Source organism: Stenotrophomonas sp. CASM110 (assembly GCF_049384345.1).
Lineage (GTDB): Bacteria > Pseudomonadota > Gammaproteobacteria > Xanthomonadales > Xanthomonadaceae > Stenotrophomonas > Stenotrophomonas muris.
The window spans coordinates 75,607-98,668 of sequence record NZ_JBMRGI010000008.1 but is presented as its reverse complement, the minus strand read 5'-3'; the positions used below and the strand labels follow the sequence as shown (position 1 = coordinate 98,668).

At 66.1% G+C, this 23,062-nt stretch carries 24 protein-coding genes and 1 tRNA gene; 4 read left to right on the top strand and 21 right to left on the bottom strand.

All coding sequences use genetic code 11. The features are described 5' to 3' along the window. Positions 1-76 precede the first annotated feature (76 nt). The 17 genes from VG561_RS08890 to VG561_RS08810 form a co-directional block, all read right to left on the bottom strand. Positions 77-703: a hypothetical protein gene (locus VG561_RS08890; protein ID WP_032958203.1), complete on the bottom strand. Its 627-nt coding sequence runs from the start codon at positions 701-703 to the stop codon at positions 77-79. Position 704: 1 nt separating this feature from the next. Next, a complete protein-coding gene (locus tag VG561_RS08885; RefSeq protein WP_032958205.1) occupies positions 705-1,391 on the bottom strand; it encodes a TadE/TadG family type IV pilus assembly protein in 687 nt (228 codons plus the stop codon). Further along, positions 1,388-1,771 (bottom strand): DUF192 domain-containing protein, encoded by a 384-nt coding sequence (locus VG561_RS08880; RefSeq protein WP_262093182.1) that lies wholly within the window; start codon positions 1,769-1,771, stop codon positions 1,388-1,390. The genes VG561_RS08885 and VG561_RS08880 overlap by 4 nt, the downstream gene beginning before the upstream one ends. A gap of 10 nt (positions 1,772-1,781) precedes the next feature. Beyond that, complete coding sequence (locus VG561_RS08875; protein ID WP_049404978.1) at positions 1,782-2,672, bottom strand: type II secretion system F family protein; 891 nt, start codon at positions 2,670-2,672, stop codon at positions 1,782-1,784. Further along, a complete protein-coding gene (locus VG561_RS08870; RefSeq protein ID WP_014646168.1) occupies positions 2,669-3,523 on the bottom strand; it encodes a type II secretion system F family protein in 855 nt (284 codons plus the stop codon). Before VG561_RS08870 ends, VG561_RS08875 begins: the two co-directional genes overlap by 4 nt. Next, on the bottom strand, positions 3,516-5,240 hold the full coding sequence (locus VG561_RS08865) for an ATPase, T2SS/T4P/T4SS family (RefSeq protein WP_080342718.1): 1,725 nt from the start codon (positions 5,238-5,240) through the stop codon (positions 3,516-3,518). The genes VG561_RS08870 and VG561_RS08865 overlap by 8 nt, the downstream gene beginning before the upstream one ends. A gap of 13 nt (positions 5,241-5,253) precedes the next feature. Continuing rightward, the gene (locus VG561_RS08860) at positions 5,254-6,750 is read right to left on the bottom strand and encodes a type II and III secretion system protein family protein (RefSeq protein WP_014646170.1); all 1,497 of its coding nucleotides are present in this window, start codon (positions 6,748-6,750) and stop codon (positions 5,254-5,256) included. After that, positions 6,737-7,531: a Flp pilus assembly protein CpaB gene (gene cpaB, locus VG561_RS08855; RefSeq protein ID WP_014036170.1), complete on the bottom strand. Its 795-nt coding sequence runs from the start codon at positions 7,529-7,531 to the stop codon at positions 6,737-6,739. The genes VG561_RS08860 and cpaB overlap by 14 nt, the downstream gene beginning before the upstream one ends. Further along, positions 7,528-7,713 carry a hypothetical protein gene (locus VG561_RS08850; protein ID WP_014646171.1) on the bottom strand — a complete coding sequence of 62 codons (186 nt, stop codon included), beginning with the start codon at positions 7,711-7,713 and terminating at the stop codon, positions 7,528-7,530. Before VG561_RS08850 ends, cpaB begins: the two co-directional genes overlap by 4 nt. A gap of 10 nt (positions 7,714-7,723) precedes the next feature. Continuing rightward, positions 7,724-8,392 (bottom strand): hypothetical protein, encoded by a 669-nt coding sequence (locus VG561_RS08845; RefSeq protein WP_014646172.1) that lies wholly within the window; start codon positions 8,390-8,392, stop codon positions 7,724-7,726. Then, positions 8,376-9,191: a TadE/TadG family type IV pilus assembly protein gene (locus VG561_RS08840; protein WP_014036173.1), complete on the bottom strand. Its 816-nt coding sequence runs from the start codon at positions 9,189-9,191 to the stop codon at positions 8,376-8,378. The genes VG561_RS08845 and VG561_RS08840 overlap by 17 nt, the downstream gene beginning before the upstream one ends. A gap of 15 nt (positions 9,192-9,206) precedes the next feature. After that, the gene (locus VG561_RS08835) at positions 9,207-9,992 is read right to left on the bottom strand and encodes a hypothetical protein (RefSeq protein ID WP_014646173.1); all 786 of its coding nucleotides are present in this window, start codon (positions 9,990-9,992) and stop codon (positions 9,207-9,209) included. Continuing rightward, positions 9,989-11,440, bottom strand: coding sequence for a pilus assembly protein TadG-related protein (locus tag VG561_RS08830; protein WP_100449536.1), 1,452 nt, complete (start codon positions 11,438-11,440; stop codon positions 9,989-9,991). Before VG561_RS08830 ends, VG561_RS08835 begins: the two co-directional genes overlap by 4 nt. Positions 11,441-11,630: 190 nt before the next feature. Next, positions 11,631-11,903 (bottom strand): hypothetical protein, encoded by a 273-nt coding sequence (locus VG561_RS08825; protein ID WP_014036176.1) that lies wholly within the window; start codon positions 11,901-11,903, stop codon positions 11,631-11,633. Between the two features lie 539 nt (positions 11,904-12,442). Next, entirely contained in the window at positions 12,443-13,474 is a 1,032-nt protein-coding gene (locus tag VG561_RS08820) for an OmpA family protein (RefSeq protein ID WP_032958215.1), read from the bottom strand. A gap of 20 nt (positions 13,475-13,494) precedes the next feature. Continuing rightward, the gene (locus VG561_RS08815; protein ID WP_126411778.1) at positions 13,495-13,824 is read right to left on the bottom strand and encodes a hypothetical protein; all 330 of its coding nucleotides are present in this window, start codon (positions 13,822-13,824) and stop codon (positions 13,495-13,497) included. A 1,004-nt stretch (positions 13,825-14,828) separates the two neighbouring features. Further along, positions 14,829-14,921 (bottom strand) — tRNA-Ser (locus VG561_RS08810). Positions 14,922-15,064: 143 nt separating this feature from the next. Between VG561_RS08810 and dnaX the strand changes: the two genes are divergently transcribed. From dnaX to VG561_RS08790, 4 genes are all read left to right on the top strand, one after another. Beyond that, a complete protein-coding gene (gene dnaX, locus VG561_RS08805) occupies positions 15,065-17,131 on the top strand; it encodes a DNA polymerase III subunit gamma/tau (RefSeq protein WP_262093183.1) in 2,067 nt (688 codons plus the stop codon). A 6-nt stretch (positions 17,132-17,137) separates the two neighbouring features. Continuing rightward, positions 17,138-17,458, top strand: a complete 321-nt coding sequence (locus VG561_RS08800; protein WP_005408298.1) for a YbaB/EbfC family nucleoid-associated protein — start codon at positions 17,138-17,140, stop codon at positions 17,456-17,458. 82 nt (positions 17,459-17,540) lie between these two features. Continuing rightward, a complete protein-coding gene (recR, locus tag VG561_RS08795; protein WP_014646178.1) occupies positions 17,541-18,140 on the top strand; it encodes a recombination mediator RecR in 600 nt (199 codons plus the stop codon). 67 nt (positions 18,141-18,207) lie between these two features. Then, positions 18,208-18,567, top strand: coding sequence for a histidine triad nucleotide-binding protein (locus VG561_RS08790; RefSeq protein ID WP_014646179.1), 360 nt, complete (start codon positions 18,208-18,210; stop codon positions 18,565-18,567). A 103-nt stretch (positions 18,568-18,670) separates the two neighbouring features. Here VG561_RS08790 and VG561_RS08785 read toward each other — a convergent pair whose 3' ends face one another. Genes VG561_RS08785 through VG561_RS08770 form a run of 4 tightly spaced genes read right to left on the bottom strand, consistent with a single transcriptional unit; the run spans position 18,671 to position 23,037 of the window. Further along, positions 18,671-19,198, bottom strand: coding sequence for a Slp family lipoprotein (locus VG561_RS08785; RefSeq protein WP_014036182.1), 528 nt, complete (start codon positions 19,196-19,198; stop codon positions 18,671-18,673). Then, positions 19,195-21,144, bottom strand: a complete 1,950-nt coding sequence (locus VG561_RS08780; RefSeq protein ID WP_197574231.1) for a transglutaminase TgpA family protein — start codon at positions 21,142-21,144, stop codon at positions 19,195-19,197. Before VG561_RS08780 ends, VG561_RS08785 begins: the two co-directional genes overlap by 4 nt. Further along, the gene (locus VG561_RS08775) at positions 21,137-22,060 is read right to left on the bottom strand and encodes a DUF58 domain-containing protein (RefSeq protein WP_049441032.1); all 924 of its coding nucleotides are present in this window, start codon (positions 22,058-22,060) and stop codon (positions 21,137-21,139) included. The genes VG561_RS08780 and VG561_RS08775 overlap by 8 nt, the downstream gene beginning before the upstream one ends. Before the next feature lie 23 nt (positions 22,061-22,083). Next, complete coding sequence (locus tag VG561_RS08770; protein ID WP_032958559.1) at positions 22,084-23,037, bottom strand: AAA family ATPase; 954 nt, start codon at positions 23,035-23,037, stop codon at positions 22,084-22,086. Positions 23,038-23,062: the final 25 nt, after the last annotated feature.

Genomic DNA, 23,062 nt, shown 5'->3' with positions numbered 1-23,062 from the left:
ACGCGCTGCGTGGATCTACCGGCGCGGAGGGAGTGAGACCTCCCGCGCCACGGTGTCGGCACTGCAACCACCTCGCTCAGTTCGCCGCATCCTGCGTGCGTCGCCGCAATCCGGCGGGCGGGTCGAACAGGCTCGACGGCACCTCATCGAATGTGACCTCGGTAACCCGCAGGCCGCGTTCGGTACGCTGGTTGCCGGTGCGTCCGCGGTAACCCAGCAGCAGGCCCGTGCGGGTATCGATCCACAACGTGCCGGAGGTGGTGCCATCAGGGCCCTGCGCATTGTCATAGCGCCAGCCGGCAGCGAGGCGACCCAGGATGAACTCGCCGGGTGCGGGAGAGCAGCGCCCTCCGATCGTGTGGCATGGGGCGGCAGGATCGTACCAGTAGGGACCACTGGCGTCGGCGACCGGCAGCGTGTAGTTGCCGCGCTCGCTCACCAGCCATGCCCGGCCGCGCTGGCCCTGGGTGGTCAGCCATGCATCGGGCGCATTGTCGCCGCGGAAATCAATACGGATGGCAGGCCCGCGCAAACGGATCTCGACCTCGACCTCACCACCAGGCGAGCTTGGACCGAGTGGGCCCAGGCCATAAGCGCGTGCCAGCAATCGCGCCTGTGGAGGTTCGTTGTCAGCAGCGTCCGTGGATTGCGCGGCGACGGCCCAGGTTGCTGCCATCAACAGGCTGGCCAGCAGCACCTGCATGTCAGCGCGCCAGGTTGTTGCTGTCATGCACGGGGCTCTGCATGCGGACGATCGCGTAGGACTCGATCGGCATGCGGCGATGGCCGGTGATCGGGTCCTCGATCAGCATCGAGGCCGGGCGGAAGCTGTCGCCTTCGCTGACCAGGTCTGAAAGACCGGCAATCACCCGGTCGGCAAAGGGAACGATCAGGGGCATCGGATAGGTGACCTTGATCTTGAGGATGTTGGCGTCCTGCACGCTGACGCGGCTGCTGCCGACACGTGCATCGCGGAAGGCAAGATTGTCGTTCGGCAGCGCATAGCGCCCATCGAACTGGCGCTCGCGGAACTCGTTGTACGCCGCGCGGCTGGGTGAAATGACCTCGATCTTCGGTGACAGCAACGGGTTCTTCCACAGCAGGGCGACCTTGGCGCGGGCGGCGACGGCACCGGCGGCATCCGGCGAGGTCGCGTACAGGGGAGCCATTGCCATTTCCAGTGCGCTGCGCATCTCGGAATGATTGACGCCACTGACCGCGCCGGCACGCGCGGCCTGCAGCGTGGCGAAATCCAGCAGCGACTTGGCGCGATAGATCAGGACGAACTGGAAGATGACCAGGATGAGGAAGACGAAGGCCGGAACCACGATGCAGAATTCAATCAGCGATTGCCCCCGCTGCTGGCGGATGGATGTGCGGATGTGCTTCATTGCAACGCCCTCGTGGATGGCGGTGCCGCAGGCGGAGAAGGGCACCATTGGAACGTCTCGCCCAGCACCGGAGCAATATGCCTGAGGCTGTCCACCGGCATTTCCAGCGTCGAGTAGGCGCCGGGGCACCAGGCGCCGCGCCATGGGCGCACGGCCTCGCGCCAGCCAACGGCGCGCTGATCGCGGTCCAGGAACAACAGGTCGAGTGGATACCCCATGGCCAGGGTGTGCACGCTCGAGCAGGGGGTTATCAGCAGGCCTTGCCCAGGCTGGAGTGGCGCGCGCAACAGCAGGCCGCGCAGCCGCTGGTGCCATCGATCGGCATGCCAGACGCAGCTGAGCAACTGCTGGTGGTCGCGGATCAGGGCGCCGGTTCTCATGTGCGGGGACTCACAGGATGCCCTGCTGCTTCATCTGCAGGAAGATAAAGTAGGCCAGGACGACGAAGATCAGCGGGAAGAAGAACAGCACCAGCGGCAGCATCATCTTCACCGGTGCTTCCAGGGCCAGCTTCTCGGCGCGAAGGAAGCGCTCTTCGCGGCGCTGCATGGCCTGCGAGCGCAGTGTGTCACTCAGGCTGGCACCCACCCGGTCCGCCTGGATCAAGGCGCTGGTGAAGCTGGTCAACTGGGAAATGTCGGCGCGATCGGACATGCGCCGCAGCGCTTCGGCACGCGGAAGGCCGGCGCGCAGATCACGCAACATGCGCGAGAACTCCTGTGACAGCGGACCGGGTGGACCCTTGTCGACGGACTGTTCGATCGCACCGGTGATGTTCAGGCCCGCTTCGACGGCCATGGTGATGAAGTCGAGGAAGATAGGCAGGTCGCGGATCACATGCTTGGAGCGCGCTTTCCGCCGTTCGCCCAGCCACAGCGTGGGATACATCCACCCGAACGGTGCGCCGAATGCCAGGGCCATCAGCACGGAGCCGACTCCGAACCGGCCCAGCAGGATGATGGTGAGCAACAGGAAGCTACTGGCCACGGCGGCGGAGACGATGCGTGCGCCATACAGTTCTTCCGGTGACAGCACGAAGTCCTGGCCGGCCGACTGCAGGCTGCGATGCGCGCGCTCCAGCTGTGCCGAGGACAGGCGCGGCCCGGCCAGGCGCGTAGCGACCGTAATCAGCGGCCACAGGATGCGCAGCAGCAGCGGCAGCGGATCCTGGTAGTTGCGCTGGTCCACCTCGACCGACTGCACCAGTCCGCGCAGCGCGAATGCAAGCAGCCCAACAGCGGCAGCGGCAAGCAGTGCGACCAGGATGAGCAGGGCGTTCATATATCGATCGTCATGATTTTGCGGCACATGCGGTAGCCGAGGTATTCCAGTACCCCGATCAGGGCCATGACGCACCAGCCGATGAAGGTGTGGAACATGGGGTTCATCGTTTCTGGATAGAACAGCACGAGGAAGCCGACAAGGCCGGCTGGCAGCATCGCCATGACGATGCCCTGCAGGCGCCCCTGCGCGGTAAGTGCCTTGACCTTGCCTTCCATGATGAGCTTGCGCCGCAGCGTTTCGGCGAGCGTGGAGAGGCTCTCGGCGAGATTGCCACCAACCTCGCGCGAAATGCTGACGGCGGCCACGAACAGCTTCACGTCGGCAATGGGCACGCGGGCGGCGAAGTTGTCCAGCGCCTCCTCCGTGCGCACGCCCATGTGCTGCTCGCGCAGTACCAGTGCCAGCTCCTGGGCCAGCGGAGGCAGGCCGTCATGGGCCAGTGCTTCCAGCGCAGGATTGAAGCCGACGCCGGCCTTGAGGCTGCCGGCCAGCATCAGCAGCCCGTCGGGCAACTGCTGCTGGATCTGGTCGAGGCGGCGCTGCTTCAGCCACAGGTAGATCTTGCGTGGCGCTATGGCCAGCAGGATCAGGGCCAGGATCGGCAGCAGCAGGTTGCCGCCGGTGACGATCCACAGCAGCACGGGAATCGCCAGCAGCATCAGGACATTGGTCCTGAAGAGCACGCGCGGGTCGACGAACAGGAACATGTCGGCCAGATTGACCCGCGCCTGGTCCATGAAGTTGGCGCGGTAACGGTCCATGAAGCCGGAGCTGGCACGCGCCAGCAACAGCACCGAGCCCGTCACGCAGGCAAAACACAGCAGGGCGATCAGCAGGATGTCACTCATTCCGCCGTCCCCCGGTACGGAAAATGTCCAGGTCAACGGCGACGCCGCGCTCGGCAAGCTCTTCATAGAACTCCGGCACTGCACCGGTCGCGACGAACTCGCCCACCACCTTGCCATCGCGTCCGGCAGTGGAGCGTGCCTTGAACAGGAACACATCCTGCAGCTGGATGGTTCCGCTTTCCATGCCCGTCAACTCAGTGATGTGGCTGACCTTGCGCGAACCGCAGGGGAAGCGCTTCTGGTGCACGATCAGGTCCACTGCCGACGAGATCTGTTCGCGCACCACCGTCATCGGCAGCTCCATGCCGGACATCATGACCATCACTTCCAGGCGCGACAGCGCCTCGCGCGGATTGTTGGCATGGGCGGTGGTCAGCGATCCTTCGTGGCCGGTGTTCATGGCCTGCAGCATGTCCAGTGCTTCGCCGCCGCGGCACTCGCCGACCACGATGCGGTCCGGGCGCATGCGCAGCGCGTTGCGCACCAGGTCGCGGATGGAAATATGGCCCTTGCCTTCCATGTTGGGAGGACGCGCTTCCAAGGCAACCAGGTTGGGCTGGACGAGCTTCAGTTCGGCCGCGTCCTCGATGGTGACGATGCGATCGGTATCGGGAATGAAGTTGGAAAGGATGTTGAGCAGGGTGGTCTTGCCGGAGCCGGTGCCGCCGGTGACGACGATGTTGCGCCGTTCGCGCACCGCAACGATCAGGAATTCCAGCATCGGCTGGCTGAGCGAACCGAAGGTGAGCAGGTCCTTTCCTTCCAGCTTGCGCTTGGCGAACTTTCGGATGCTGATGCTCGGGCCGCGCAGCGCCACCGGCGGAATGATGGCGTTGACGCGGGAGCCATCCTTCAGTCGCGCGTCGACCATCGGCGAGCTTTCGTCGATGCGGCGACCGAGGGGCGTCACGATGCGCTCGATGGCTGACAGCACCGCGCGGTCACTGGTGAAGACAATGGGGGACCGTTCGATCCGGCCCGCACGTTCAATGAAGATCTGGTCGTGCGCGTTGACCATGATTTCCGTCACCGTCGCATCGTCGATCAGGTCTTCCAGCGGGCCCAGGCCGATGGCCTCATCGAGCACCTCCTTGGCCAGCCTGCGTGGGTTGATCGTCTTGGGCAGCTCGGAGAACTCCCGTTGCATCACCTCATCGATCAGCTTGATCGTGGCGTTGCGCAGCGACTCATCGTCCATGCTGCGCACGTCAAGCCGGCGCAGGTCCATCTGCTTGACCAGCGAGGCATGCAGCTTTGCACGATAGACCGCCATGTCCGGCGGCAGCTGCTCCGGCCGCGCCAGCTGGCGTTCGCTGGATGGCTGCGCCGGTGCGGGTGCCGGTGCGGGCGTGGCGTCCACCGGTACATCGTTGGCCGCGCCCGCATTGAAACTTCCAGCATCGGCGGTGGGTTCGGCCGGCGGGTCGTCGTCCACCACCTGCAGCAGGTAGTCGCCGATCTGCACGCGGTCACGGCTGGTGAGCGGGCCACGGCTGCCTTTGACCTGTTCGCCATTCACCAGTACCGGCGAGCGGCCTCCCAGGCTCTCGATGAAGATGCCCTCGTCCTCGCGCTTCAGCGCCGCATGGCGTTGGGCGATGCTCCAGCCCTGCAGCACCACCAGGTTGCCGTCGCCACGGCCGATCCCGCATTCACGGTGCAGGCAGCGGACACGTCGCTGGTCGCGGTTGGGTGTGTCGATGAGGATGTTGAACATGCGACGGCTCCGGTCACTGCACGAAATCTTTGTTCCTGCGCGGCATGGCCTGCTGGCCGCGCTCCTGGATCTGTCGCGCACGCTCCAGGCCATCGAGGTTTTCCTGCGAGCCCGGCGTCACCACGCGCGGAGTAACGAACATCACCAGCTCGGTACGATTGCCACGGAAGCCATCGGAGCGGAACAGCTTTCCGAGGATCGGGATATCGCCCAGCAGCGGCAGGCGCTTGGCATCCTGCTGCGCGCTGGAGTCGATCAGCCCGGAGATGACGATGGTTTCCCCTGCGTGGACGTTGATTTCCGACTCGGTGCGGCGGGTGGTGAAGCCAGGCACGCCCTGCACGGTCACCGTCGGATCGACGCGGCTGACCTCAGCCAGGATGCGGGTGGAGATGTCCTGGTTGAAGTTGACCAGGGGCTCGATGTCGAGCTTGATGCCGTATTCCTTGTAGTCGACGGTGACCTGGCCGAAACCCTGCGGAACCGGGATCGGCACTTCGCCGCCGGCCAGGAACTTGGCCTGCCCGCCGCTGCGGGCGCTGAGTTGGGGCGAGGCAAGCAGGAACGCCTTGCCCTTGTTCATCATCAGGTTGATCGCCGAGCCGATCTGCGTGGCGATGCCAAAGAAGGCCTGGGTTCCCTGCAGCTTGTTCGGCAGCAGCACGCCGTTGGCCGGGCTCTGCTCGGGGTTGATGCGGTAGTAGTTGTTGTTGGTGAAATCCTTGACGATGCCCGCCACCGGGCCACGGATGACGTTGTCCCACTGGATGCCGAGTTCTTCCAGCGCATTGGTGTCGAATTCCATGATCTTCACGTCCATCTGCACCATCGGGCGCATGCCCACCGGGTCGGCGGTAGTGAAATTCAACACCGTCGGGTAGATCTTCTGGATCGCATCGATGCGGCTGCCGATGCCCGGGTTGATGTCCTGGCCGGTAATGACCACACGGTCGGCGACCGCATGCACATTGATCTTTTCCACGTCGGCCAGCAGGGTACGGATGGTCTCGGCCAGGCTGACGGCATCGTTCTCGGAGATGTCCACCTGCACCTGCAGCTGCTTGCCGTTCTGCAGCCACAGGTGAACCGTGGTGGAGCCGGGCTTCATGCCCATCATGATCAGGTCGCGCGGGCCGACGTTGGTGACCTCGAGCATCTCGCCACTACCGACGGCCACGCGCTTGAGCCCGCTGGGCAGCGTGTAGACGGCGGCCTGGCCGGCATAGATCCGGGCGCGGGTGGGCAGTGGCACCGCGGGCATGGCCGACGCGCTGGTGCGATAGGCGGGATCGGGAACCGGCGCCGGGAAGGCGCTCTGCCCACCGGGTACCGGTGCATGGTTGGTGTTGGGCTGCGGTTGCGCCTGGACAGCAGGGCGCGGTGCGGCCATGACCGGTACCGGGGTCAGCTGGGTGCCAGTGGTCTGTGCCACGGCCAGCAGTGGCGAGGTGACAACAGCGATGGCCGCAGTGGCGGCGATGAGGCTGCGGATTCCATTATTGCTGCGCATTCGTCGACCCTTTGCCCCCAATGATGAATTGCACGCCAGCACGACCCTGCGTGCCGTTGCCGAGCAGTTCCCTCTGCGTCATGCCACTGAGGCCGAACGCACCACGATCCTCCACCTGGCGAAGCATCACCCGCATCGAACCGGCCTTGGCGGCGACCGTGAGTCGCTGCGCCTGTGCCGGTGTCAGTTCCAGAGTGATGTTCGAATAGCCCTGCTGATCTTCCGAGGCCGGCGTTTCGCCGACGCGGTTGCCGGTTGCCAGAACGTTGATGTCCTCAAGCAGCGGCAGCACCCGGGCACCGGTCTGTTCCTGCTCGACGGTGAGCAGGATGTCGACGTGATCTCCGGGAGCAATCATGCCGGAGATCGAGTTCGTCTCGTCCACCTGGAGGGTGTAGCCCACGTTGCCCTTGGCGATCACGCGCGAGAACTGGTCGTACAGCGGTACCAGTGCACTGGCACCCAGCGGTGCACCTTCGCGGATCGGCGCGCGCAGCATGCGGCCGCTGTACTCGGACACATTGTCCGGCGTGATCGCATCGGCAGGCGGCAGGTCGGCGGGGACTTCGCGCACTGCAAGGTCGGCAACGGTGACAATGCTGCCCGGCTCCATGTCGGTCTTGGGCACGGCTACCGGCACCATTTCCACCGGCGGAGCGGCACGCTCGTTCACTGCCTTCTGCACGTAGCGCACGGCGACCAGGGCCGCGAACAGGCCGAGCGCGAGGGCGATGATGATGAAGACGACGTTGCGGTTGGCTTTCAGCGGGAGCGCCTTCATACGACTCCCATCGACAGCATGTAGGTGAACCCCTGGTACGCCTTGCGCAGTGAATCGATCAGCTCGAGCACGATGTTCGGCTCGGCGACCAGGACCAGGACACCGACGGAAGCGACCACGGCGTACTCGATCAGTGCGGCCCCGCGCTGGCGGCGTAGGGACGGGGGAATGCGTTTTCTCATGGCGGTGGTCTCAGTGCTGCGACTGGTTGACGACAATCGAGGTTCCCTGCTCGTGCCGGTTGAAGGTCATGGTCATTTCCTGGCTGCCCTTGCTGTAGCGGACAACGCACTGCAGCGCGATCATCGAACACCCCGCAGGGCCGGAACTTCGGCTCCAGCCGTCCGCAGGGAGGCGGCTGGCATAGAAGGCATCGGTCTGGAACGGAGACAGCGTGCTTTCCATGGACAGGCTGCGCCCGGGCGTGTCCAGGTAGGTGATGTCATTGATCACCTGCGTCCCGGACGGTTTCGGGAAATCGGCGCCGGCCGCGGCATCGGGCTTGCGCTTGAGCAGGCGTGTAATGCCGATCTGTGACTGGCTGCCACTGCCCTTGGCCGATACCTCGATGGTTACGTAGTACTCGCCGTGTGCGTGGCCGATCACGGTCTTGCCGCCGACCTCGTTGATCACGGTCTGCCCTGGCCATTCGCGGTTGTAGTAGCTGACGATGGACGACACCGGCAATGCGGACGTGAAGCGCGAGATGCGCATGGGCAGGCCGTTGTAGAGCATGTCCTTGGCCACCCACTCGCTCTGCGCGCCCTCGGGCTCGGGAATGTCCGGCCAGGACGCGGCCAGCGCAGGCCAGGCGAACAGCAGCGCGGCCAGTGCCGCCAGCAGGTCAACGCGACGGCGCATAGGCAGGCAACTTGTCGACAGGCACCACGTCGGGCGCGATGTAACCGGGATCAAGCCTGCTCAGCGTCCCGATCATCGGGATGCCGGAGAGGCCGTCAAACGCCTTGGCGATGCCCGCCATGTGCTGGGATGGCACCAGTGGCTTGACCTGCGCGATCACCGAGCGTGACGAGTTGACCTTGAGCCCGGAACCGGCTGCATTCCAGGGGTCGGCCAGCACCACATGGGTGGCCTGCAGCTTCAGGCCCAGCGAATCGAAGGGTTCCAGATAGGCGGCAGCACTGCCGTTGGCACTTTTCAGATCCTGCACATCCAACCGCAGCTGGGCCTGGGTCAGGCCGTTGCGGTTGGGCGGGAACGAACCGAACATCGAGGTCACGTCGCCGATCTTCTTCATCATGCCGCCTGCCGACGTGCTGGTGTAGGAGACCAGGGCGAGGTCACCGCGCCGCACCAGCGGCTGGTTGGAGAAGGTATTCATCAGGACGTCGCCGACGGCGGCATCGCGTGCGCCGGTCTGCGCCTGGCTGACGATGGGATCGTTGGCACGCCCGAAATAGCGGTCGACGGCAAGATCGCGCTGGCGGCCGCTGGCCGGCAGCTTGTAGTCCGGCGATACGGTGGCTTCCCAGGCGATCGCGCGCGCGGCCTGCTGGGTGGCCTGGCGGGCGTGGATGTACTTGGCCAGGATCGGGATCAGCAGGAAGATCGGCACCAGCACGGCGCAGAGCACGGCGACTTCGGTGAGACTCTGGCCGCGCTGGCGACGCGCGCCGCGGAATGGGCGTTCCCTGTCCATGGCTACCTCAGCAGGTCATCGTTGGGAGGACGGTTCGCGCGGTACCTCGAGGTCGCCGCGTTCAAAGGGTTGGCCCACCGTCATGCGCTGCGTGGTCAGGCGGGTGCCATTGCCGTCGAGGGGTTCCTGCTCCAGGACAATGGCGTAGCGGCTCGGCCGGTAGTCGTTCAGTGCACCGGGGGTGAAGCCCCAGCTGGCACCAGCCGACCACACGCACTGGCTGAACCGTCCGTTCTCGTCCTTCCACACGTTGCACGGCTGGCCAGCGACCCTGCGGTTGCCCGCGCGCTGGAAGCCCGGCGAGGCGCTGCCTTCGTCGGCTTCGGCGGCAAAGCGGGTGAGCCCGTCGCTGTCGGCGGGGGACTGGCTACGCTCTCCCGTTGCCAGATCGACCTGCTCCACGCCGGAGGCGCTCTGGGTCTCCTGCAGGCCGGTGGCCTCCAGCCGGAACTGGCAGCTGGTCGCAGGGCCATCGTTGAGCAGGCGCCATTCGCGGGTACGGAACACTTCCTCTTTGCTGGAAAGCCAGGCTTCGTAACGAACGGTTCCCAGGCGGGCGACATCGGCGTCATCCAGTGCGCGGGTCGGCAATCCTGCCGCCTGGCAGTCGCTCAGTGCCTGCTGGTAGCTGGTGCGCGCCGCGTTGCGTCCATCCACCAGGGTTTCGGCAATCTGGTCAAGATGGATGCCCGGCATGTTCCTGGCAGCGGCGGGCTCGCCGTTGTCCGCCGCGCTGCCACAGCCGCTGATCAGCAGTGTGGCGATCGACAGGTGCAGGCGATTGAAAACAGCAAACGTCATGGCATCAAGGCTCCGGCTGCCGCCAGGGCAGCCTTGGTGGTGGCATCGGTCTTGACCAGTCGTGCCTGCCAGTAAGGGCTGAACAGGTTTCCGGTTTCACGCTTGCGGTCATCGCGGCTGAACATGCGCAGCTGCACCGGGCGGTCGAAGAACACCTGCGCGGAGGAAAGTGCGGCGATCTTGTTGTTGGCCATCCTGTCCGGCAGTTCCATCTGCGAGCCGGCCGGGGCGCCGATGCCGGCGCCGGACGTGGTGCGCGCGCTGGTGCCGGCGGTCTCGGCATAGATGGTGAAGACCGGGCCGACCTTGTCGCGGTCACGATCATTCTCGGCGTAGGGCTGCAGTGCCTGCCCGGCCTTGACGTCGTGATAGTCGCGCAGGCCGTTGTAGCCGGTGAAGAAGGCCTTGCGATGCTGGCCATTGGCGAAGCGCACGTTGGCATCCTGGCTGCGGTCGACAATCCACGCCGCGCCACGATTGCGGCGCACCGCTTCGCCATACGGGCGGTAGCGGCGGCGGTCCCAGTCCGAGTACCAGCCGTTGCCGTTGCCGAAGCCGTTGAGGAAGCGCTGGTTGCGATAGCTTTCCACGGCCTGCGCACCGCCCCAGCCGACTGGAATATCGATATCGGAAAGCGGCCATGGCAGCGGAAGCTCGACGGCCATGGTGTCCAGCGCTGCCCATCGGTTGTAGTCGACCATGTCGGTGCCGCCGGACTGCACCAGGAAGCCGAGGAAATCATCGCTGCGGCTCTTGCTGAAGCCATCACGCGACTGCATCACCACATTGCGGAAGCGGTCGGCACCCTGGCGCTGCGTGGCCGAGCCACCGTTGGCGGTACGGGGAATGCTGTAGCGCTGCAGCAGCCGGTTCTCGGCCGTGGCCAGTTGCGTGCCGAGCACCGCGGTTCCGATGGTGCCCAGTTGTGCCTGCGGTGAGTTCCGCTGCAGCACATCCTTGGCGATGGTGTAGCTGTCCAGCCGCGATACGCCCTCGATGACGAGCTGCACCGAGGCGGCGAACATCATGTTGAGCTTGTCGATGGCGATGATGGCCGCCTGCGCGACAGGCTGGAACGTCTGGCGGGTGACCTTGAGAATGCGTTCGGCGACCTTGAAGGCGGTTGCCAATGCCTTGAACACCACGCCGATGTAGGGAATGGCGGAGAGCACATCCAGCGTGGTGCGGATGACGATGGAGGTGGTGTGCATCTGGTTCAGCCACGAATAGAGGCTGATCGTCTGTGCCACGGCCACTTCGTTGGCAACGCGGGCACGGTTCATGTAGGCCGCGTAGTTCAGTGCGCGTGCCTGCTGGATCGCAACGCTGTAGGCGGCGGCGTCGGCCGCATTGACCAGCTCCACCTTCTTGTTCACCACCTGCCCTGTGTTGAACAGCAGGACAATCCCGATGCATAGAACCAGAATGAGTGCCAGCCCGAGAACCATTGCTTGGCCGGCGACCGTTCGGTGGCTGGAAACGCCCCGGGCCGCACGGCTTCGTGCCAAAGCCAATGCGCTGCGCATAACGAATTCCTGGGCCGGAGGCCATGGCTGCCCGTCGCGCGCCGCGTGCGGTGCGCGCAGGGAGATTATGCTGGGAGGGCCCTGGCGGCTTCATGCCGCCAGGGCTGGGGTATTACTTGTTCTTGTACGCGTCCATGCCCTTGGTCTTGTCAGCTTCCTGCTGGGCGCTGTTGGCCTGGTTCTTGGCGCGGTTGATCGACTGCGTCGCGCTCTGGCCGGAAAGTTCTTTCGACATGCCTGCCACCTGGCTGCGAACCGTGCCTCCGAAGAAGGTGACGGCTCCGATCGCGGCGATGGCGATCAGCGCGGTGATGATGATGTACTCGGTCATGCCCTGACCGGCCTGCTTACGGGAAAAACGGATGTGACGACGGCTGCGTTCCATGTATTTCCTCCTTGATGGCAGGAATCCTCCCGGGTGTGCGGGATATTCGGCGTGTCCGCTGGGGGATCCTGATTAATGGCAGGGCGAGGTAAAGACAGGAAGCTCACACCCTGGTTCGTCGAAAATTTGTCGCTTGTTCGAGAACGGGGCCAAGCCTATCGACAGAAAATTGACGATACAAGTCAGGTTTTTCCGATATGCAATGAAATATTTGAAAATGTGATGCACATTGCAGATTAACAATTGCCTGCACATAATCACGTCAAATTTGAGCTAGATGCACCGCTTTTCGTTAAGGAAATTAACACTTAACTGACATATTTGTGTCACGCAGGCGGCTTGTGGTGCCGGAATATTGGCGCGCTACAGAGGGCGCGTGCACGGCCTGCTTCTTGTTCGAACGGGATGAGAGATCCGCGTGTTTTTATCTCGTTGCATCCGCGGCAAAACAAATGACCGTGCGGCGCGGAAAAGAAAAAAGCACATGCAGGGCATGTGCTTTTTCCGGAGTGCTTCAACGCAGTAACGTCGTGGTGATATCAGCGCTTGACCAGTTCCACGCGACGATTGGCGCGGCGCCCTTCTTCGGTTGCGTTGTCGGCGACCGGCTGGCTCTGCCCATAGCCTTTCGCGCTCAGGCGTTCGGCTGCGATTCCACCGCCGACAAGACGCGTGCGCACCGACTCCGCACGCGCCTGCGAGAGCGTCTGGTTGTGCGATTGGCTGCCGCTGTTGTCGGTGTGTCCTTCAACGGAAAGGCGAAGCTGTGGGTCGGCCTTCAACAGCTGGGTGACCTGTGCGATCTGCGGTTCCGAATCGGGCAGGATCTCGGCGGCGTCGGTTGCGAAGTTCACCTGGATGGATACCTTGCCACTGCTGTCCAGTGCCTGTTTCAGCGTGTCCGCTTCAATGACCTTGGCCGTGATCTGCACCGGTTTTGTCTCTGCGACGAGCAGGCCGCCGGAGTTTCCACCCGAGCCCAGGTGAATCCAGATATCGCGATCTTCGCGATGGATGACATAGGTTTCTGCGGGTTCGTTGTAGATGTCGCCGATGCCGCCGACATAGGTGGTCGCCGCCTTGCTGTTGCCGATGTCACGCGATGCATCGGCCGGGATGGTGCCGGAGAAAATGCGCTTGCCCCCCAGGGCCTCGACCAGGCTCTGTACATTGCGGCTGAGCTCCAGCTGCGAATAAGGGTGATCGCTGCTGCTCTGCAGGACCGAAGAATGAACCTTGCCTTCAATCCATTCCACGCGATCGCCGGTCCAGAACGGTACGCGATCGAATTCGCTGTCTACGACGTCCTGGCTGGTGTAGCCCTGCGGCAGTCCGAGATAAGGGAAGCTGCCGATCGTTGCCTGCGATACGGGCAGCTCGGCAACATTGAACGCTGCGGCCTTCTGGCTTCCATCCGTGGCCGCAGCCGCCTGCGGTGATGGTTCGGCTGCGGTGCTGGAAGGTGCGGCCGAGGAAGCGCCACCCTCTGCAGGCGCTTCGCCAGCGCGCTTGCAGGCACCCAGTGCCAGTACCAGGCTGGCGGCCAACAGGCTCGCGCGCACTGCGGACATCGTCGATCCGTGCTTCTGCGTCATGAACGCACCTGCTTCATCAGTTCGTTGCAGACTTCGCTGGTGGGCTTGTACTGGCCCTTCTTCCAGGCATCGGTGATCTTCTTCTGTGTCTGCGCTTCGGCCGTGTCATAGGCCTGGTCGAAGCCTGCTTCGGCGCCGAACACGGTTTTTGCCTGTGCCTTGTGGCTTGCGCGCAGCTTGGCGGCCTGTTCCGGGGTTGCGCCGCACGCCAGGGCATTGCCTGCATGCGTGCCTCCCAGTGCGCCGAACTGCGCCGCACCGCCGCCCTGTGCGACTGCGGTGCCGCTGCCGATCAGCAAGGCGGAGGTGATCACTAGCTTCGTCATGAAATACCGCATGTTGATGTTCCTCATCCGGCCCGATAGCGGGCATCAATCCCCTGTGGCCCGAGCATAGCAACAGGCAGTGAGTGCCAGCGTGTCGTTGCATCGCCACGGCACGGCCAGTGGTCAGGGCGTGGACAGGAAGCGCGGGGTGCCACGACGTGGGGCAGATCCTGTCGTTGGACGGCCATCGAACGTGGAAGCGGGACGGTCGACCAGGCATCCCCGCACGACGGAAACCCATTGATGGATCTGGAGCAACAAGCCCCTCTGTTGAGGGGCTGCCCCGACAGGGGCGGGGAGAGGCCGGCAAGGGGAGGGGCCCGAACGTTGCGCAGCAACGTCTGGGGTGAAGCGCGCGCAGCGCACTTCGCATCTCCCGCCAGCGGCTTCTGCGAGGTACAACCGATCAGGCATCCCCGCACGGCGGAAACCCATTGATGGATCTGGAGCAACAAGCCCCTCTGTTGAGGGGCTGCCCCGACAGGGGCGGGGAGAGGCCGGCAAGGGGAGGGGCGCGAACGTTGCGCAGCAACGTTTGGGGCGAAGCGCGCGCAGCGCACTTCGCATCCCCCGCCAGTGGCTTCTGCGAGGTACAGCCGACCAGGCATCCCCGCACGGCGGAAACCCATTGATGGCTCTGGAGCAACAAGCCCCTCTGTTGAGGGGCTGCCCCGACAGGGGCGGGGAGAGGCCGGCAAGGGGAGGGGCCCGAACGTTGCGCAGCAACGTTTGGGGCGAAGCGCGCGCAGCGCACTTCGCATCCCCCGCCAGATAACTGAAAAAGGCTGCCCGAAGGCAGCCTTTTTCAGTTATCTGGCGGAGAGAGGGGGATTGTCGGGTGCATCCATGCACCCGATCCCGGTGCGCGCTGCGCCCCGGGACCCGCCTTCGGCGGTCCGGTTCTGCTCCTGCAGAACCGTCGAACCCCGGCAGGGCTTCTCTCGCCCGATGCTCTCCGCCAGCCAAATAAAAAAGCCGCCCAGAGGGCGGCTTCTTCATTTGTCTGGCGGAGAGAGGGGGATTCGAACCCCCGAAGCGCGGTTTAGACGCTTACACACTTTCCAGGCGTGCTCCTTCAACCACTCGGACACCTCTCCGGATCCCTGCCATCGGCAAACGCCTCAGCAGGGGCGCAGATTCTAGCGGGCGGCGCGGCCGGACACAAGCACCCCGATCGACGGCGTATCCATGGCCATGGGTGGCGAGGGGGCTGGACAGGCATGGCACAATGGAACATCCGATGGAAAACGGTGGCCTGATGTCCTATCTCGTCCTTGCCCGCAAGTGGCGTCCGAAGCGTTTCGCCGAGCTGGTGGGCCAGGAACACGTGGTCCGTGCGCTCAGCAACGCGCTGGACAGCGGCCGGGTCCACCACGCGTTCCTGTTCACCGGCACCCGCGGCGTGGGCAAGACCACCATCGCGCGCATCTTCGCCAAGTCGCTGAACTGCGAGCAGGGTACCAGCGCCGACCCGTGCGGCCAGTGCGCGGCCTGCCTGGACATCGACGCCGGCCGCTACATCGACCTGCTGGAAATCGACGCCGCGTCCAACACCGGTGTGGATGACGTGCGCGAGGTGATCGAGAACGCGCAGTACATGCCCTCGCGCGGCAAGTACAAGGTCTACCTGATCGACGAAGTGCACATGCTGTCCAAGGCGGCGTTCAACGCGCTGCTGAAGACGCTGGAAGAACCGCCGGAGCACGTGAAGTTCCTGCTGGCCACCACCGATCCGCAGAAGCTGCCGGTCACCGTGCTCAGCCGCTGCCTGCAGTTCAACCTCAAGCGCCTGGATGAAGACCAGATCCAGGGCCAGATGACCCGCATCCTGGCGGCGGAAGCGATCGAGGCCGATGGCAGCGCCATCGTGCAGCTGGCCAAGGCCGCTGACGGCAGCCTGCGCGATGGCCTGTCACTGCTGGACCAGGCGATCGCCTATGCCGGCGGCGCGCTGCGTGAGGACGTGGTGCGCACCATGCTGGGTACCGTGGACCGCACCCAAGTGGCGGCGATGCTCGATGCGCTGGCCGACGGCGATGGCCCGCGCCTGCTGCAGGTGGTAGCCGCGCTGGCAGAGTTCTCGCCGGACTGGAGTGGTGTGCTGGAAGCGCTGGCCGAAGGGCTGCACCGCATCCAGGTGCAGCAGCTGGTGCCGGGCGCTGCCGCGGCGGAAGGCCTGGATGTCGCCGCATTCGCCGAGCGCCTGCGCCCGGAAGTGGTGCAGCTCTGGTACCAGATGGCCTTGAATGGCCGCCGCGACCTGCCGCTGGCACCCAGCCCGCGCGCGGGCTTTGAAATGGCCGTGCTGCGCATGCTGGCGTTCCGTCCGGCCGCAGCGGTACCGCCGGTGCCGAAGGCCGTCGACGGTGCGTTGGGCGGCACGCCGGATGGCAACGCTGCCGGTGGTGGCGCCGGTACCGGTAGCCGCGATGCGACGCCGGCCGCTGCTGCCGCTTCGGGCAGCCCGGCGGTAGCGGCGCAGGCCGCCGCGCCGGTGCAGGCCGCGCCGCGCGAACCTGAACCCGAGCCCGAACCGGCCCCGCAACCGGAACCAGATCCGGCGCCGGAGCCCGAGCCGGTGCCGGTGGAAGAGCCCGTGTCGCCGCCGCCGGTGAAGGCTGAGCCACAGGCGCCGGCGCCTGCCGTCACTGCAGAGGCAGGCGACGACCTGCCGCCGTGGGCCACTGACGAAGCCGAGGCGCGTGACGAGGCATTGGCGGCCGAGATGTCCGGCCCGGACGCCGCCATGGCTGCGCCCTGGCACGAACCGCCGGCTCCCGTCGCGGCTCCCAGCGAGCCTGCGCCGCCCGAGCGCCCGTTCCGCGCCGAAGGCATTGCCATTGCGCCGGCCGAACATGCCAAGCCGGCCCCGGCGCATGCCGCCGCGCCGCAGGAAGGTGTCAGCGAGCTGGCCACGGCCGAAGACTGGCTGGACCTGGTCGCCAACAGTGGCCTGAGCGGCCCCTCGCGACAGCTGGCCGCCAACGCCGCCTTCATCAGCTGCCAGCATGGGACCTTGAAACTGGGCCTTTCGCCCGGATTTGAATACCTGCGCTCGGAGCGCGCGCTGGCTGCCCTGGGCGAGATGCTGCAGAAGGCCCTCGGCCAGGCGCCGAAGATCGTGGTCGAGACCGTGGAAACCGAACACGTTCCGGCCGAGACCCTGCATCAGCGGGCCGACCGCCAGCGTGGCGAGCGGCAACAGGTGGCAGAGGCCGTTTTCATGGACGACCCGGAAGTGCAGGTGCTGATCCAGCAGCACGGTGCCCGGGTTGTTTCCGATTCCATCCGTTCTTTTGACGAGTAAGACACCATGCGCGGAAACATCGCCCAACTGATGCAGCAGGCCCAGAAGATGCAGGAAAACCTGCAGAAGGCCCAGGAAGAAATCGCCAAGATCGAAGTGACCGGCAGTGCCGGCGGCGGCATGGTCAGCGTGACCCTGACCGGTGCCAAGGAATGCCGCAAGGTGCGCATCGACCCGTCGCTGACCAGCGACCCGGAGATGCTGGAAGACCTGATCGCCGCCGCCTTCAACGACGCTTCGAACAAGATCGACGCCGAGTCGAAGTCGAAGATGGGTTCGGCCACCGCCGGCATGCAGCTGCCGCCGGGCATGAAGCTGCCGTTCTGATTGCCAGCGTGGCACCCGTGCAAGCGGGTGCCACAGAATCTGTAGCTGTCGAGCCTGCTCGACGCCATGAAAGCATGCCGCCGTGTCCGCACCCCTGCTTGAACAATTGATCGACGCACTGCGGGTGCTGCCTGGCGTGGGCCAGAAGACCGCACAGCGCATGGCCTACCACCTGCTCGAGCGCGAGCGCGAAGGTGGCCAGCGACTGGCCGAAGCCCTGGCGCTGGCGGTGGAGCGCATCGGCCACTGCGCGCAGTGCCGCGACTTCAGCGAAACCGAGCTGTGCCCGACCTGTGCCAACAGCAGCCGCGAGCGCAGCCAGCTGTGCGTGGTCGAATCGCCGGCCGACCGCCTGGCCATCGAAAACGCCACCGGCTTCCGCGGTGTCTACTTCGTGCTGCAGGGCCGGCTGTCGCCGCTCGATGGCATCGGCCCGCGCGAGCTGGGCCTGGAGCAGCTGGAGCAGCGTCTGGCCGACGGTGAGGTGCAGGAGCTGATCATCGCCACCAGTGCCACCGTCGAAGGCGAAGCCACCGCGCACTACCTGGCGCAGCTGGCGCGCGCGCGCAAGGTGCAGCCCAGCCGGCTGGCACAGGGCCTGCCGCTCGGTGGCGAGCTTGAATACGTTGACCGCGGCACGCTGTCGCACGCGTTCGGAACGCGCAGCGAATTCCGCGATTGAGCGCCACCCGGGCATCGCCCGGCGCGGCCGGCCTACAATGCGGAAGACACTCCCGCCGAGGCCGACCATGAGCAACGAAACCCTCTTCAGCAAGATCATCCGTCGCGAGATCCCGGCCACCATCGTCTACGAGGACGACGAGGTGCTGGGCTTCAAGGACATCGCACCGCAGGCGCCGGTGCACGTACTGTTCATTCCGAAGAACGAGATCATCCCGACCCTGGACGACCTGCAGCCGTCGCAGGCGCACCTGATCGGGAAGCTTGCCCTGGCTGCCGCCGAATATGCGCGCCGCGAAGGGTTCGCGCAGGACGGCTACCGCATCGTGATGAACTGCCGCGAGGATGCCGGGCAGACCGTGTTCCACATCCACATGCACCTGCTGGCCGGTGCGCCGCTGGGGCATTTCGGTACGCCGGGGCGCTGAGCGCCCGGCATCCACCATTGCCCGCAGTGGATCCATGCGATGCGTGGATGAAAAAAAGGCCGCCCGAAGGCGGCCTTTTTCGATCACGCATGGCCGGTGGCGATCACCACCAGCCCCAACGGCCGTAACCACCCCAGTACGGGCCATACGGGCCCGGGCCCCACGGGCCATAGGGGTAGGGCACCACATCGACCTGGCGCTGTTCCGGCCACAGGTAGATCACATCGGCCGACAGCTTCGGCAGGCGATAGTCGTACTCCCCGATGCGGGTGTTCTGGTAGCCGTCGATCTTGCCGATGAAGGTCACGTCGCGGCCGGCTTCAAACACGGCCGGGTCGTAGAAGCCGGCGCGGCAGGCAATGAAGCGGCCGTCGCTGGCGTCGGACGAGGTGGTGTTCGGGCGGCCACTGGCGTTGAGGGGGCGCGAGATCATCTGGAAGCAGGTCTCGCCCTGGCCGGGCTTGGTCTCAATGATCCGACCACCCCATCGGACCGGCGTGCCGACCTGCTGGGTGGCGACCGAGTCGCGCGGGGAGACCAGGCTGAACTGTCCCTGCAGCGGCTTGGGGGCCGTGGCGCAGGCCGACAGGGCCAGCGTGGCCACAGCGGTGAGGAGGAACTTGGTGTTCATGGGGAGGCTCCGGAAGTCGGGCGATGCCTGCGCAGGTCCCGCAATAATGAAGCGAGGTCGGTGCAAGTTCCAGCGTAACGCGCGTCGGCGAAACGCTGGCTGAGTGCCAGCAGGGCGGGGTCGGGGCGCACGGCGTGTACCCGTCGTGACCAGTCGCATGCCGTCTCGTGGGGGGCGCGGGCCAGGCCAAGGCGCGCATAGCGCCGCCCCAGCCGGTGCCAGGCGCGCAGCAGCGGGTCGCGCTCGCGCTCGCCGCGGGCCAGCAGCCAGGCCATCCATGCCAATGCCAGCAGTGCGGCGACCACGAAGCCGGCCACCAGCTGCGCCGGCCCGAGATCATCCAGCCCGAACGGCCTGAGCAGCTGCTGCTGACGGCGTGCGTCGAAGGAAAGCACCAGGTCGTTCCAGCCACGGCGCAGCCAGTCACCCATCTGCCCCAGCTGCAGCCAGCGCTGCTGCAGCGGGGTGTCCGTGCCGGCCTGCAAGCGGTCGTCCAGCGTGTCCAGGATGCGTTCCGGTGCCACGGCCGCAGTCGGGTCCACCCGGACCCAGCCGCGCTGGGGCAGCCAGACTTCGGCCCAGGCGTGGGCGTCCATGCGCCGCACTACCCAGTAGTCCCCGATGCGGTTGCGGGTGCCACCTGCGAAGCCGGTCACCACCCGGGCCGGAATGCCGGCGTTGCGCATCAGCACCACGAAGGCCGAGCTGAAGTGCTGGCAGAAGCCGGCCTTGTAGTTGAACAGGAAATCGTCGACCGGATCGCGCCCGGCCACCGGGGTATCGAGCGTGTAGGAGAAGTCGCGGGTGATCCACTGCAGCGCTCGGCGGACGATGGCTTCGTCATCGTTGCCGGCCTCCTGCCGCCATTGCCGTGCCAGCTGGGCGGTGCGCGGATTGAAGCCGGGGGGAAGCTGCAGCGCGGCGCGGCGCAGGTAGGGCGACAGATCGGTGTCGAACCGTTGCGGAGGCGCCGAATGCAACCGCCAGCGGCTGAGCGCGGACAGCGTGCGGTCGCTGCGCAGGCTCATGTCCGCATCGAAACTGCTGCCTTCCGGTGCGCGGCTGGGCAGGTCCAGGGCCACCAGCAGGCGACGGTCGGTGGGTTCGTAGTCGATCTGGTAGTCCCATCCCTGTGCGGCGGCTTCGACCACGGGGGCGGGGCGCCGGGCCGTCGCGCGATCGCGGCTCCAGCGGTGGCCATCGAAGGAGGTCAGCACCGGGCCGCGCCAATAGCGCTGCGTGGGCTCGGGCACGGCGCCGAAGAACTGCACGCGCAGCGCCGGGGTGTCGTCGGCCATCAGGTCCAGCCATTGGTCCGGCGCCATGCTGTCAGCCAGGCCGGGTGTACCCACCGCTCGTTCGGGTACGCCCCACAACGGCGTGGACAAGCGCGGGAACAGCCAGAAGCAGGCCAGTGCCAGCGGCAGGCCGATGCCAAGCAGGCGGCCGACGCCGCGCAGTTGACCGTGCAGTGGCAGGCGTGGGCTGCGGCCCTCGTCCTGGGCCAGGCGTTGCAGGGCCAGCAGTGCGGCAACCGCGGCCAGCGCGGCCAGTCCCGTGGTCAGCGGGCCCTGGTCGAGCAGGAAGGCCGCGAACGGCGAGAACAGCGCGAAACCGAGCAGGCTGCGCGCATCACGCAGGTTGCGCAGTTCGCTGGATTTGATGGCCAGCATCGCCGCCAGCAGCGCACAGCCGGTATCACGCCCCGGCCGCACCATGCCCATCTGCCAGACGATGGTGGCGAGCATGGCCAGCACCAGCAGCAGGCGCACCGGCATCGGCAGCACCCGCCGCCAGGAAAGCGCAGCGGTCAGCACGGCGGTGATCGCGATCACGACGGCCAGCACCGGCGGCAGCTGCAGCAGCAGTGGCAGCAGCGCCAGCGCTGCGCTGGCCAGGGTCCAGCTGCGGGCGTTGCGATCGAGCAGGACGGCAGGCTCAGTCATGGGGCATCAGCGCCAGTGCGCGCAGGCACAGGTGGTGGTGGCTGGCGCCCTGGCCGGGCCCGAACGGGGGATGGGCTGGAAGCAGCAGCGTGTAGCGCCGGCCTTCGCGCTCGGCCATGTCGACCCAGCGTGCCAACCGCGCGATGCGTGCTTCATGGCCCAGCGGCGCCAGCGTGCGCCAGTCCAGCACCACTTCGATGCCGATCGGCTTCTCGTATTCGCGTACCAGCAGGCTGTCGCGGCGTGCCGAGTGTTTCCAGGCAATGCTGCGCGGGGCGTCGCCGGCACGATAGGGGCGCAGCTGGTGCAGCTCTTCGCCACTGGCATGGGCGCGGGTGTGCAGTGGATCGCTGCCACTTTCCGGAAGGGGGGGGGCCAGTGCCTCGGCCAGTGGATAGACCAGCAGCGGCTGCTCCGGCCACACCCACGACCATGCCCGCACCAGCCCCAGCGGCTGCGTGCTGGACAGGCGGATGCGCGGCAGTTCCAGCCAGCCGCGGCGCTCGCTGGGGACATCCAGCTCCACTTCGCCGCGACCGTGTGCAGGCAGTGCGACCCACGCCTCGCTTGCGCCCAGCTGCAGGTGCAGCCCGTGGCGCGCGCGCGGGTCGCGCAACGACAGGTCCACGCGCAGGCGCAGGGGGTGCCCGGCCGGAACCGGCTCGGCGGAGATTGCATCGATCTGTATGCCGGACAGCTGCAGGTGCGCGGCAATGGCGCTGGCGATCGCTGCTGCGGCCAGCAACAGTGCCAGCAGCAGGGCCGGGTTGTTGTTGTAGTTCAATGCGCCCAGCAGCATCGCCGACAGCAGGGTGGCGACGAACAGGCCGAAGCGCGTCGGCAGTACATAGATGCGATGGCGATCCAGTCGCTGCGGCAGGGCTTCGGGCCTGCGTGGGCGTGCCAGCAGCTGCATGCGTGCCCAGCGTGTGGCCACCTTCAGTCCACCGCGACGGTCTGCAGGATCGCCCGCGCCAGTGCCGGCCCGGAGCTGGATTCGGCCTCCGCCACCAGGCGATGGCCGGCCACTGCCACGAACAGGGTCTGCACGTCTTCGGGCACCACATGCCCGCGGCCGAGCAGCAGTGCATGCGCCCTGGCGGCACGCAGCAGGGCCAGCCCGGCGCGCGGTGACAGGCCCACGCGTACGCCGGCATGCTGGCGGCTGCGGGTCAACAGTGCCTGCACGTAGTCGATCAGCGCGTCGCTGGCGTGTACCTGGCCAACGGCTTCACGCAGCGCACGCACCTGGGTGTCATCCAGCTTCGGCACCGCGCGGGCGATCAGGTCGCGGCGATCGCTGCCACGCAGCAGCTCGCGCTCGGCCTGCACGCTCGGGTAGCCCATCGCCAGCCGCAGCAGGAAACGATCGAGCTGCGAATCCGGCAACGGGAAGGTGCCGGACAGGTCGACCGGGTTCTGCGTGGCGATCACGAAGAATGGATCGGGCAGTGGATGCGTCTGTCCATCCAGGGTGACCTGCTGCTCGGCCATCGCCTCCAGCAACGCACTCTGCGTGCGCGGCGGTGCGCGGTTGATCTCATCGGCCAGCAGCACGTGGGTGAACACCGGGCCGGGGTGGAACTGGAACTGGCGGCTGCCGGCCTCGTACACCGATACGCCCAGTACGTCCGCCGGCAACAGGTCGGAAGTGAACTGCACGCGCTGGAAGCTGAGGCCGAGGCTGCTGGCCAATGCATGCGCCAGCGTGGTCTTGCCCAGCCCGGGCAGATCTTCGATGAGCAGGTGGCCGCCGGAAAGCAGGGCGACAAAGGCCAGCCTGACTTCCGGCACCTTGCCCAGTACCAGTGCGTTCACCTGATCCTGTGCCTCCCGCAGGGCCTGGCGCAGTTGATCGGTTAGCATGCTGGGATTGGGGGACGAGGCTGGCATGATCGTCTCAGGTCTGGAATCCACT